Below are 13,407 nucleotides of genomic sequence, written 5' to 3' on the forward strand. Positions count from 1 at the left end.
GTTGTGGCTAAAAATTTCAATTCAGCAAAATGTGTTTATAATTTTACCGAAACTTAAAACTAAAATTTATGAGACAAACGCTAATTAAAATTTTAGCCTTTTTCTTTGTGGCATTCTCCAGTGCTCAAACTATTGACCTATCTGGAGTTGTTCAAGATGAAACAGGGTTCCCTATTCCTGGAGCCAATATCATTGTAAAGAATACAAGTAAAGGTACAACCACCGATTTTGATGGTAACTTTACTTTAGCAGGGGTTGAAATAGGTAATGTAATTTCGGTAAGTTATATAGGTTATGTAACTCAGGAAATTACTATTTCAAGTAACCAACAATTGACCATTCAATTAAAAGAAGATTTAGCACAACTAGATGAAGTTGTGGTAATAGGTTACGGTACACAAACCAAAAAAGAAGTAACAGGTGCTGTAAGTGTGGTGTCTAGTGAAAGCATTGAAGCTTTAAAGCCCACCAGAATTGAGCAAGCTCTGCAAGGTCAAGTTGCAGGGGTGAACATTACTTCACAGACCGGTACCCCTGGTGGAGCTTCTACCATCAGTATCAGAGGTGTTTCCACAAACGGAGACAGTAGACCGTTGATTTTGGTAGACGGAAACGTTATTGAAGATTTAAGCGTTGTAAATCCTGGCGACATTGAAAGCATTAACATTCTTAAAGACGCAACTGCAGGGATCTATGGTGTGCGTGCGGCGAATGGTGTGGTTTTAATTAAAACCAAAACAGGCCGAAAGGAAATGCCTATTACGGTAGAGTACAATGCTTATTATGGTATTCAAGAAACTACAAGAAAGATACCATTGTTAAATGCTACAGAATATGCTTTATTGGTTAATGAGGCATTTGCGGCAGGAGGAAGTGCCATTCCTTTTACAGATGTGTCTAGCTTGGGCGTGGGTACCGATTGGCAAGACGAGGTTTTTGAAACCGCACCCATGACCAACCATAACATTATGTTCAAAGGTGGTGGTAAAAAATCAACATATTCCTATAGTGGTTCATTCTTAAATCAGAACGGTATAGTAGGAGGTCGCAAATCAGCTTTTAGACGTTTTACAAACAATGCGAGCTATAGCCTAGATTTTTTAGATAACTTTAAATTTAATGCAGGACTTACGTTGATGCGTACCAACAAGAAGAACCTTCCTGAAAATTCAAACTCATCAGTGCTTTTCAATGCCATTAACATGGCACCAACATTTAGTGTTAGAGATGCAAACGGGCGTTATACCTTGGCAGAAGGTTTAGGGGGCGAGGTTATAAACCCATTGGCCCAAATTGATGACACTTACGACTATAGCAAAGTGGTTAGGTTGAGCGGAAACGCTGGGTTATCCTATAATTTTTTAGACCACTTTACTGCCCAATCCAATATACAGTTTAATTATTCTGAGGTAGATTCAAAAGTGTTTAACCCCATAGCTTTTTTCGGTAGTGGAAAGAACAGCAATGTTGAAAGAAGCAGCGTTTTCGAAGGGTTAAATTATTTTAGAGATTACACTTTTGATGCCTTCATCAAATATGAGAACACTTTTAATGATATTCACAAGGTCAACATACTTTTAGGAACATCGGTGTTTAAAACCACAGGTGAGTTTACAGGCGCAACAGGTTTTGATATTGTTGGTAATATTGAAGCAAACGCCAATTTGGAGCAAGCTTCAGATATAGAAAACATCAATAGATTTACCGGAAGAAACCCAACTTTTGATTCTAGGTTATTGTCCTATTTCTCAAGGTTGCAATACGATTACAAAGGAAAATACCTTCTTTCTGCAGTTATTCGTAGAGATGGGTCAACCAAGTTTGGTCCAGAAAACCAGTTCGGTTATTTCCCTTCAGGATCTATTGGCTGGGTTGCTTCAGACGAAGATTTTCTTCAGAACAATAATTTTTTCGACCTGTTAAAGTTTAGAGCTTCTTATGGAATTTTAGGAAACGATAGAATTCCAGATTACAGATATGTTTCTCTGTTAAACGGAGAGGGAACATACATTTTTAACGACCAAGAGGTAATAGGAACTGCTACCGGAGGTATTGCCAATCCGGAAATTAGATGGGAAAAACAAAAAACCTTTGACGTTGGTGTTGATATGAGGATTTTAGATAATAAGGTTGATATAACAGCCGATTATTTTAAACGAAGAACAGAGGATTTACTTGTAGTGCCTCAAGTATCGGGTCTGTTGGGTGTAGGTGGCGCTCCAGTGGTTAATGGAGGTGTTGTGGATAACGAAGGGCTTGAGTTTGCTATTGGCTATAGCAACAGGTTTAATGATAATTTTAAACTTAGTGTTAATTACAACGTTACTTACCTTAAAAACGAAGTTGTTTCAGTAAACACTGACGATGGTTTTCTTGTTGGTGGGTCATTTGGTATAAGCCAACCTGCACCATCAAGAATGGAAGCTGGTTTTCCACTAGGTTATTTTTATGGTTATCAAACAGCGGGTGTATTTCAAAACCAAGCAGAAATTGATGCTTCGGCAATAGGAGATATTGCGCCGCAGCCAGGAGACTTAAAATATGTTGACCAAAATAATGATGGCGTTATAAATTTAGACGACCGTGTTGATTTAGGAAATCCATTGCCTGATGCAACTATGGGTATGAACGTTTCTTTGGAATTCAAAAATTTTGATTTTTCAGCCTATGCGTTCGCATCGATAGGTAACGAAATAGTCCGTAACTACGAACGTGGGCAACAATTAACAAATAGAACTATTTCTTATTTAGACCGATGGACTGGAGAAGGCACAAGCAACTCTTTCCCGAGAGTGTCAAATGGAGCAACGCCAAATGGTTTGTTCTCTGATTTTTATGTTGAAGACGGTTCTTTTGTTCGATTACAAAACATTCAATTAGGGTATTCGTTTCCTGAAAAACTATTGGAAAATTCCAAAGTTACTAGTTTAAGGCTTTATGTGTCTTCAAATAATTTGTTTACGCTAACCAAGTATAAAGGCTTTGATCCAACAGCTTCAAGCGGAGCTCCTATTGGCGGAGGCATAGACCAAGGCTTCTATCCAAGCGCAAAAACCTTTCTATTTGGTGTAAACGTGAAACTATAAACAAGAAATTATGAAAACTTTAAAAATTAAATACATACTGTTAATCTCATTGGTGTTCGTGTTTTCTTGTGCCGATGATTTTATAGACGTACCCTCACCTGAGAAAAACTCTGAAGATTTTTTCAATTCAGAGGCAGATTACCAAGAAGCGCTTGTTGCTGCATATGACATGTTACAGGCAACAGCAAAAAACTTTCAATTAGGCGAGATAGCTTCAGACAACACCTTGTGTGGAGGTGAAAGTGCCACCGATACTCCTGGTTTTCAGGAGATTGATGATATGGAACACACGCCGGTAAATGCGCAATTAAGAGATATTTGGACCTGGATGTATACCGGAGTTAACCGTGCAAATTACATCATGGAGTTCAAGGACAAAACAGATTTTCCAAGCAAAGAAAGCGTGTTGGCACAAACCCGTTTTCTAAGAGCTTTTTACTATTTTGAATTGGTAAAATGGTTCGGCGATGTGCCATTGGTGGTTGATAAGCGCATTCAGTTCGGTGATCAATTTGACCTTGCAAGAACACCCGCATCAGACATTTATGAATTAATCGAGCAAGACTTAATTTTTGCCGCAGACAATTTACCGTACACACAGAGTGAAACGGGAAGAATCACAAAAGGTGCGGCTCAGGCTTTATTGGGAAAAGCTTATTTGTATCAAAATAAATTCCCTGAAGCTGCCGAAGTACTTGAAAACCTTATTAATAATGGCCCACATGATTTATTGCCGTCAAATATTGCCCCTTTAATGTGGGAGAATGAGTATGAAAACAACATTGAATCTGTTTTCGAAGTTCAGTATTCTGATGTGGACGGGGGTAGTTACGATTGTTTCTATTGTCTTGAAGGCAACTACGCTATTGGCTTTAATGGTGTAAGAGGCTATTCAGGTCCTGTGTTTGACTTTGGCTATAGTTTCAACGTACCTACTCAAGAGGCAGTTGATGCTTTTGAAGACGGCGACATCAGATTGGGCTACACAATTCTTGATATCGAGCAGTGGATAGCCGATAACCCAACGGCAAGTTATGACGAAACAGCCGGTTATGAGCAAACAGGATACTTTAACAGAAAATATATTGCCAGAAAAGGAGATGCCAATCGTCCAGATGCGGCGCTAACAAACCCTAATAACACGCGCGCAATTAGATATGCAGATGTTTTACTAATGGCAGCGGAAGCGTTAAACAGAGGAAACATAAGTGATGATAGAGCAAAAATTTATCTAAATCAGGTAAGAAATAGAGCCATGTTATCAAATGTTACAACCTCGGGTTCTAACCTTACTAATGACATTTTTAAAGAGCGTCGTGTGGAATTGATGGGCGAAGGTCATCGTTTCTTTGATCTTGTAAGAACAGATCGGGCTGAACAAGCCATCCCTGGCTTTGTAAAAGGTAAGCATGAGTTGTTTCCAATTCCATTTGAAGAAATTGAATTGGCGGGTGGAACATGGGCACAAAACCCAGGATATGATAATTAATAAAAAATTGATATGAAAACATTAAAATATATATTTAGTCTTCTTATGGTAGTTGTCTTAGCTACCAATTGCGAGCAGGACGATAACGATTTAGGTTTCTTAGACAATGTAGTTGCTCCAACAGATGTTTCTGCGTTGTTTAAGGTTACTCAAGACAACACAGGTTTGGTGACAATTACACCAAACGCTACAGGAGCTTCAAATTTCAATGTTTCTTTTGGAGATGGTACAGAAGAGACGGTAAACTTACTTCAAGGTGAAAGTGTAGAGCACGTTTACGAAGAAGGCACCTATACCGTTAACATTGAAGCTTTAGGTATTACTGGATTAAAAACACAAATTTCTCAAGAGTTGGTTGTATCCTTCAAAGCTCCAGAAAACGTAGTGGTTACTATTGAAAACGATTTAGCCATTTCTAAACAAGTAAACGTTACGGCCAATGCAGATTTTGCGGTGTCATATGAAGTTTATTTTGGCGAACAAGGAATCGACGACCCGGTTATTGCCAATATTGGCGACACCGTTTCTTATGGTTATCAGGAGCCCGGAACTTACACCATTCGTGTCGTGGTCATGGGAGCCGCAATTGAAACAACGGAGTATGTGGAAGAATTTCAAGTGACCGAAATACTTCAACCAATTGCTTCGGCACCAGCGCCTCCAACAAGACAAGAAACAGATGTTATCTCACTTTACAGTGAGAAATATAACGATGTACCAGACACTAACTTTTTCCCAGATTGGGGTCAGGGTGGTCAAGGAAGTTCTTGGGCAGAATTCGATTTAAACGGAGACAAAATGTTACAATACATTAATCTAAGCTATCAAGGTATTGCCTTGGCTGACGGAACTTCCATTGATGTTTCTGGCATGGAATTCCTGCATTTGGATGTATGGACTGCGGACGAAGGTTTATCATTAGAAACCTCTTTAATCAATAATGCTTCTGGCACTGTAACTGAAAAACCAGTATGGAGTGATTTAACCGCTGGAGAATGGACAAGCCTGGACATTCCTATTTCAGAATATACCGACCAAGGACTTACGGTAACGGAAATATTCCAGTTAAAATTTGTTGGTGAACCTTGGGCAACAGGAACGGTATTTATAGACAACCTTTACTTCTATAAACCAAGTGCAGCGCCTTTCAACGATGGCTTACTAAACAATGGAAACTTTGATTTTGGTAGTGATTCATGGATTGTAGGAACCGATGATAATACACCGGTAAATGTCGTAACAGATGGAGGAAACACCTACTACTCTGTAGATGTTGCCGCAGCCGGAAATCCTTGGGATGTAAACATGAGCCAGAAGGTTGAAATAATTCAAGGCGAAACCTATACCTTTATTTTCGATGCTTGGTCAGATACTAATAGGTCGATTGTTACTGGTATCGGATTGAGTGCGGCGCCGTGGTCTAGCAGTGTAGAAACTGTAAATATTACACCTACAAGAACAACTTATTCACTAACCCTAGTGGCTACAGATTGGGGCGCACCTGATGCTAGAGTGATATTCGATTTAGGAGCCGAAGCAGGTATGGTAAATATTGATAACGTTGGTCTGTTTTTAGGAGATGGTCCTTTTGATGATGGGTTATTGGTAAATGGCGATTTTGAAGCAGGGGCAGACCCATGGATTGTTGGAACAGATGATAACGCGCCTATAAGCGTTGTAACGGATGGAGGAAACACATACTTTTCGGTAGATGTTGCCGCAGCCGGAAACCCATGGGATGTAAACATGAGCCAGAAAGTTGAAATTATTTCAGGCAATACCTATACTTTGACCTTTGATGCTTGGTCAGATACCAACAGAGCAATAATATCTGGTATTGGGTTGAGCGCAGCTCCGTGGTCAAGTACTGTAGAAACTGTTAATATCACGACAACCAGAACAACATACACCTTAACATTATTAGCTGCAGATTGGGGCGCCCTAGATGCTAGAGTAATATTTGACATGGGTGCTGAAGCTGGGCAAGTTAATATTGACAATGTTGCTTTAACCTCTAACTAATGCATTAAACAAAGATAATTATGAAAAACTTAAAATATATTTTAATTCCTTTCTTAAGCTTGTTTTTATTAACAGGCTGTCAAGACGATGAAGGGGAATTTGGAGAACTTATCCCGCCAACCAATGTAACACTTACAGCAGAGATAGTTGGTGTAGATGCGGATAACCCTAATGGAGATGGTTCTGGATTTGTAAATTTTGAAGCATCGGCCACAGGAGCTATAACCTATTTGTTTGATTTTGGTGATGATTCAGGTTTAGTCGCAGCACCTTCGGGCAAAGTGACACATAGGTTTAGCTTAACAGATTTAAACACCTATTCAGTAACCGTTTTGGCATCTGGGCGTGGAGGTGTTACTACAGCAAAATCAATGAATATTGATGTTTTTAGCTCTTTTGAAGACGAAGAGGCTAAAGATTTTTTAAGTGGCGGTGCAGGAAATAGCAAAATCTGGTATTGGGCTGCGGATAAAACCGGTAACATTGGATTAGGACCAAATGATGTGATGTCAGGTGGCGAGCACACGTATGCAAATTGGTTTGATGCTGGGCCTTGGTGGCCAGACAAATTATGTATGTATGATGCAGAGTTTGAATTCACACAATCTGTTGACGGCGAGTTAACTTTCGAGCAATTGACTGATATAGTCTATACACCAGGAGACTACGCCGGGTCCATTGGTGTCGCTGGAGACACATGCCACGGGCCAGAAGTTGCACCATCGGTTAACGGAATTAAGAAGGTCAAGTTCACCCCATCATCTTCAATTGCAACAGAGGATGCGGTTGATCCTACCTACAGAGGTACTACAATAAATATTTCTGACGGAGGGTTTATGTGTTGGTATGTTGGCGAAACCTCGAGTAAATTGGAAATTATAGAAATCACAAACAACACTTTAAAAGTTAGAATTGAAGAAGGTCCTAGGGCTTGGTATTGTTTTTACCAAACCGAAAAACCTGTGATGTAGCCAACTTATCAAGTTAAATGTAATGATAGTAGAGAGTATTTGCCTTTTGGCAAATACTCTCTTTAAAACATTTTTGATAAAAAAGGAGCTTCCACCCATACAACACCACAACATTGTTCGCTTTTCTTTCAAATTAACATTGTTTAAGAATAGTAAGAATTGCATTAAAACATTGGCTTTATTGAGGTTTTTGTAATAATATTTAATTTTTTTTGTGATGTATTCTTTTTGTAGTGGTTTAAAATGCGAATTTGATATTTTAAAGGCCTAAATTTACTAAACCACGCCCCACCCCACCTTAACCTTCCACCGATTAACAATCTTTAATTACCTTTTTTGGGTAGTCAACTAAATAAAACGAATAGAGAAGTTAAACTGAAACATCATGAATAAACACCTTTTAAAATTAGCCTTGATTTTGTTTACAACCACTTTTTTTGCTCAGACAGATAGGGTGAAAGTTGAAAGTAACAGTGAGGGCAAGTATCTAACTGTTAATAATAAGAAATTTATGATTAACGGTGTAAACTGGGACTATATACCAATAGGTACAAATACTGTAAATGCCGATTTCTGGAATAAGCCTGACGATGTTATCAGAGCGGGTCTAGACACCGAGATGTCACTCCTCAAAAACATGAATGTAAATGTAATTCGTCAATATACTGGTGTTCCGGCAAGATGGATTAAATACATCTATGAAAATTACGGTATTTACACCATGTTGAACCACTCCTTTGGACGTTATGGGCTAACCTTAAATGGTGTTTGGACTCCCGTAACCATTTACGACGACCCAACAACTGAGGAACATCTTCTAAACGATATAAAAACCTTGGTTCAAGAATATAAGAACACACCTGGGTTATTGCTATACCTCTTAGGTAACGAAAATAATTATGGGTTGTTCTGGGCTGGAGCCGAAACCGAAGATTTTCCAGACGATGAAGGCAGAATAAATTTTATTGGTGAAAGCCGAGGGAGGCCTATGTATCGTTTGATGAACACAGCAGCTAAAATGATGAAAGAGATGGATGCCTCTCATCCAGTAGCTATTTGTAACGGAGATGTATTGTTTATTGACATTGTTGCGGATGAATGCAAAGATGTTGATATCTACGGGGTAAATTGTTATCGGGGCCCTTCATTTACAGACATGTTCGATGTTGTAAAGAAAAAGTTCGATAAGCCTATTATGTTTACTGAATTTGGGGCTGATGCATTTAATGCCATTGAAAATAAAGAGGATCAAAAATCACAGGCTTATTATATGGTTGAGAATTGGAGAGAAATTTACGCTAATGCGGCGGGATTGGGTAAAGCCGAAAATTCCATAGGGGGTTTTACATTTCAGTTTAGTGATGGTTGGTGGAAGTATGGTTTTGATAATCGTGAGAATGCAGATGTGCATGATACCAATGCTTCTTGGGCGAACGGTGGTTATTCAATTGACCTTGCCCCAGGAGAAAACAATATGAACGAGGAGTGGTTTGGTATCTGTGCCAAAGGACCAACTAGTCCAAGAGGGCTTTACGAATTATATCCACGAGCCGCTTATTATGCCTTAAAGGAAGCACATCAATTAAATCCATATGAAGATGGTGTTGACGCAGATTTTATTCAAAATTATTTTAATAACATCAACTTAATGGATGCGGTTTTAAGAGCTCGTGGAGATAAAGCGGCTCTTGAAGCTAAAGGCGGAGGAAAAATAAAATTGAGCAATCTAAGGGCCGAGTTTACAACCTTCAGCACAGGTGGTTCCTTGATTACTACCCCTAAAACTGCCGATCCAAATAGTACGGTCTTTCCTGATGAATTAGGGTTTGACCACATGCAATCTTTTTATATTGGTGTTGAGGGAAATCCAGCACCTAATATGCATGCCGATGTAAACTTCAATGTTATTGGTAATGTAGCATCAAATCCTATTAATGAAATTTTTTACGAAAATCGTGGTCGCCCTGTTTCAGTAAGGGGTGAAGACGGTGATGTGGTAACGATACCCGATATCAACCGTTTACAGGTTTACAGTGCAGAATATGAATGGAAGACAAAACAAGCCGATGTTAGAGGATTTTACAGAACAGGCCATTACCATTGGGGATATGAGGGTGATTTTTTTGGCTTATATCCAGAAGCGAATTATGGACCTAATTTGGACATCTATCAAGGTGAAATATTAGGTATGGAAATTGATGGACACAGAGCATTTAAAGGCTTCAAAGCAGCTTTTGGGCCACAGTTATGGTGGGGTGCAAATCCGGCATTTTTAGTTAAGTATAGCACACATTTAGGGCATTGGGGATTAACAGGTTTGTATCATGAGGATGTTGATAATGCAGGTGCAGCTGTTTCATCGATTGCCATACCTATGCCGAAAACCAGAAGGGCAACTTTACATGTGGAACGAGAAATGGGCAGTTTTAAATTGGAAGCCGGCGGAATTTGGGGAGGACAGCCTCTAAACGGCCGAGAATTTCAATACGTTACAGGTTCACCCGGAAATTACACGGTTTATGATGATGAAATAGGCACTGAAGACAATTGGGGGGCAAAAGCCAAAATTACATACCAAAAGGGAAAATTTAATTGGTATGCCCTTGGCGCTACAGCAGGTTTGGTAGCTAATGGAGGTTACGATCAAACAAGAACATTTACAGGATGGAAATTGAAGGACAATGGAAGTGGAAACCAAAACAGTTTCTTAACCGGATTTGCCTATACAATAGGTAATGTGCAAATAGCGCCAAATTTTTTATGGCAAGAACCTCTTGTTGATGCCATACCAAATGATGCTCCAGCTCCAGCTAGGTTGAGAAATATACAGGATGACCCTTTTGCTGTCAGGGCCAACAGGAAAACTACTGCCGGAGAGATTTTATTTACCTATGACCCCACACCTGGATCTTGGTTTTATGAGTGGGATAATGACAGAAGCGAAGACGCTAAACTTGCTTTTAATCTTGGGTTTGTTTATCGTCATTTACCAACTACAATGGATGCCGCGATTGGCTTTTTTGAGAACTCTCGTATTGGTGCACCATTTGGTAATTCTGCACCGGCGGAAGATTTATGGGAAGCCCATTCGCGCATAGTTTCAAAAGTAAGTCCAGATTTGGCATTAATAGGTAATTTATATGTAGGTAACGGTCAAGCCAATGGTGATGACAAAAGGGTTATAGAAAGAATAGGAGGTGATATAAGGCTTATATACAAAAAATGGAAGGTTGAGCATTCATTTAAGATTGACGATTGGGGTCCTTATGATTATCATCGAGATTTCAACTTGACCTTTCCGGTTCAGTTAATGCTAGATATTTCTACAAGTTTGGGTAAGCCTGATTGGTTTATTCTTCCAGACACGAAAATAGGATTACGAGGCACTTGGCGCTCCCTTAACGAGTTTTCACCTCGTTATTCTCCAAACGCTGCGATTCCAAACACATTTCCTCCAGAACCTAGGTTGAGTTCAGTAGGATTTGATGATGGACAAGAATGGGAAATAAGAACTTACGTTCACATTAATATTGGCAAATAAATCGAAATGAAAATGAAAAATATTAAATTCACTTACAGAAATATAACAGTCTTTTTTAGCTTCCTTTTCATTGTCGTTACAGGTTGCGAAAGAGATTTATCAGATAAGGCCGAGCCTGCCACATTTGGCAAACAAGGAGAAATATTTACAGACTCACCTGTTGGTTTAGGAACAAATTTCTATTTCCCCTTTTCAGGCTCAAAAGCAACAGCCTGGAGCGTTGATGAGGATGAAGGTTATGAAAGTAGCGCATCTATGCGTTTTGATGTGCCCAATGCTAACGATCCTGAAGGAAATTTTGCAGGCGCCATTTTTAGAATAGATGGAGCTGGTAGAAATCTAACTGAGTTTGATGCGCTCACATTTTGGGCTAGAGCTTCGCAAGGTGTAAATATAGGAGAAATTGGTTTCGGACAGGACTTTTTGGGGAACAAGTACCAGGTTACCAGAACCAATATATCTTTAGGCACTAATTGGGTAAAATACATCATTCCAATTCCTGACCCATCCAAGTTAACAGAAGAACGAGGAATGCTTTGGTACGCTGCCGGTTCACAGGACACGGGTGGGTTTGCGTACACATTTTGGTTAGATGAGGTAAAATTTGAAAAATTGGGCACTGTTGCCCAAGCGCGTCCAGCAATTTTAAATGGTGAAGATTTAGAGCAACGTGCTTTTCTTGATATCCCGATTCAGATTACTGGACTTTCACAGACATTAAGCACCCCAGAAGGGAATGTATCAGTTCTTGCAATGCCATCATATTTTAATTTTGAATCCTCTAACACTAATGTTGCTACGGTAAACGAAAACGGGATTGTATCGGTGTTAAATGTTGGAACCGCTACTATTTCAGCAAGAATAGGTGATGTTGAGGCTTCAGGTTCACTTGCTTTGGATGTTACAGGGCCATTCGACTTTGCCCCAATACCACCCAACAGAGCTCCAGGGGACGTAATATCTGTTTTTTGCGATGCTTATAACAATGTTCCAATAGATTATTACAATGGATTTTTTGCTCCATATCAAACCACGCAGGGAGGAACCCCTCCTCTGGATGTTAACGGAGATGCCATAATAAACTATACAGATTTAAACTTTGTGGCCATAGGAACCTTTTTAGATGTGCCCTCCATTAATTTAACTGGCATGACGCACTTACATATGGATATTAAAGTGAATGAAGCCATCGACCCGGGAGATTATATCAATATTCAGTTAATAAATTCGGTTGGTAACAGCGAGACTTCAGGAACAGTTGGTTTTTCAGGAAGTGCCTTTGTTCAAGACCAATGGGTAAGTTTAGACATACCTATTGCAAACTTTGGTTTAGCGAATACTACACAAATTGGGCTGCTGTTTTTTATCTCTGATGCTACAATCTCTGATATTTTCGTAGACAATATTTATTACTACAGGTAGGTCACTAACATTAAAATTAAATGAAGAAAAAGATGAACAAATTGAATATTTATAATAGAGTAAATGTAGTCCTGCTTCCTGCTTTAACAGTAGTAATATTATTAATGTCTAGCTGCGAAACAGACGAAACACAAACGGTCACCACCATTACAAACCTTGTAATGGCTGACGAATTTGATGTTGATGGGGCTCCAAATTCTACTCTGTGGAGCTACGACATCGGAACAGGACAAAATGGTTGGGGAAATAACGAACTTCAATATTATACAGACCGTACTGAAAACGTCACCGTTCAAAATGGTGTATTGATTATTACCGCCAAAAAAGAAGATTTTGAAGGCTCTTCCTATACTTCCGCAAGACTACTAACTAAAGGCAAGTTTGAACAAACCTATGGCCGGTTCGAAGCTCGCATAAGATTACCTTGGGGGCAAGGTTTGTGGCCAGCATTTTGGTTACTGGGTGATGATAGCAACGGTACTGAAATTTGGCCTCAAATTGGTGAGATTGATATCATGGAGAATGTGGGCGACGAACCTACGAGAATATTTGGAACGGTTCACGGACCAGGTTATTCGGGAGCAGAATCAATCAGTAAATCTCTTGAATTAGAGGATGATAGGTTCGATACAGGTTTTCATGTTTTTGGGATAGAATGGGGTCCAAATTACATTAATTATTATGTTGACGATATGCTTTACAATCAGATTACCCCTGATGACGTGCCTGGCGAGTGGGTGTTTAACGATGGTCCATTTTATATCATCCTTAATCTTGCGGTGGGCGGAGAACTACCTGGGCCACCAAATGCATCAACCATATTTCCACAAACCATGCTTGTCGATTATGTAAGGGTTTACCAAAGAAACAAATAGA

7 protein-coding genes are annotated in these 13,407 nt (G+C 39.4%); all 7 read left to right on the forward strand.

Annotated features, from left to right (window positions below):
- Positions 1-68: 68 nt before the first annotated feature.
- Positions 69-3,086 carry a SusC/RagA family TonB-linked outer membrane protein gene (locus tag ACB104_RS05990; protein ID WP_370477375.1) on the forward strand — a complete coding sequence of 1,006 codons (3,018 nt, stop codon included), beginning with the start codon at positions 69-71 and terminating at the stop codon, positions 3,084-3,086.
- Between the two features lie 10 nt (positions 3,087-3,096).
- Positions 3,097-4,575, forward strand: a complete 1,479-nt coding sequence (locus ACB104_RS05995) for a RagB/SusD family nutrient uptake outer membrane protein (RefSeq protein ID WP_370477376.1) — start codon at positions 3,097-3,099, stop codon at positions 4,573-4,575.
- 12 nt (positions 4,576-4,587) lie between these two features.
- A complete protein-coding gene (locus ACB104_RS06000) occupies positions 4,588-6,597 on the forward strand; it encodes a carbohydrate binding domain-containing protein (protein ID WP_370477377.1) in 2,010 nt (669 codons plus the stop codon).
- Positions 6,598-6,617: 20 nt separating this feature from the next.
- Positions 6,618-7,568 (forward strand): PKD domain-containing protein, encoded by a 951-nt coding sequence (locus tag ACB104_RS06005; RefSeq protein ID WP_370477378.1) that lies wholly within the window; start codon positions 6,618-6,620, stop codon positions 7,566-7,568.
- A 385-nt stretch (positions 7,569-7,953) separates the two neighbouring features.
- On the forward strand, positions 7,954-11,109 hold the full coding sequence (locus ACB104_RS06010) for a glycoside hydrolase family 2 TIM barrel-domain containing protein (protein WP_370477379.1): 3,156 nt from the start codon (positions 7,954-7,956) through the stop codon (positions 11,107-11,109).
- A 12-nt stretch (positions 11,110-11,121) separates the two neighbouring features.
- Positions 11,122-12,531 (forward strand): Ig-like domain-containing protein, encoded by a 1,410-nt coding sequence (locus ACB104_RS06015; RefSeq protein ID WP_370477380.1) that lies wholly within the window; start codon positions 11,122-11,124, stop codon positions 12,529-12,531.
- 20 nt (positions 12,532-12,551) lie between these two features.
- The gene (locus ACB104_RS06020; RefSeq protein WP_370477381.1) at positions 12,552-13,406 is read left to right on the forward strand and encodes a glycoside hydrolase family 16 protein; all 855 of its coding nucleotides are present in this window, start codon (positions 12,552-12,554) and stop codon (positions 13,404-13,406) included.
- The last annotated feature ends 1 nt before the right edge of the window (position 13,407 follow it).

The sequence above is a fragment of the Tamlana flava genome (assembly GCF_041287255.1).
Lineage (GTDB): Bacteria > Bacteroidota > Bacteroidia > Flavobacteriales > Flavobacteriaceae > Tamlana > Tamlana flava.

What these genes read in the sequence shown, in the direction of transcription:
- ACB104_RS05995 (WP_370477376.1), top strand. Translation starts at nt 3,097, where the DNA reads ATGAAAACTTTAAAAATTAAATACATACTGTTAATCTCATTGGTGTTC.
- ACB104_RS06010 (WP_370477379.1), top strand. Translation starts at nt 7,954, where the DNA reads ATGAATAAACACCTTTTAAAATTAGCCTTGATTTTGTTTACAACCACT.
- ACB104_RS06020 (WP_370477381.1), top strand. Translation starts at nt 12,552, where the DNA reads ATGAAGAAAAAGATGAACAAATTGAATATTTATAATAGAGTAAATGTA.
- ACB104_RS06015 (WP_370477380.1), top strand. Translation starts at nt 11,122, where the DNA reads ATGAAAAATATTAAATTCACTTACAGAAATATAACAGTCTTTTTTAGC.
- ACB104_RS05990 (WP_370477375.1), top strand. Translation starts at nt 69, where the DNA reads ATGAGACAAACGCTAATTAAAATTTTAGCCTTTTTCTTTGTGGCATTC.
- ACB104_RS06005 (WP_370477378.1), top strand. Translation starts at nt 6,618, where the DNA reads ATGAAAAACTTAAAATATATTTTAATTCCTTTCTTAAGCTTGTTTTTA.
- ACB104_RS06000 (WP_370477377.1), top strand. Translation starts at nt 4,588, where the DNA reads ATGAAAACATTAAAATATATATTTAGTCTTCTTATGGTAGTTGTCTTA.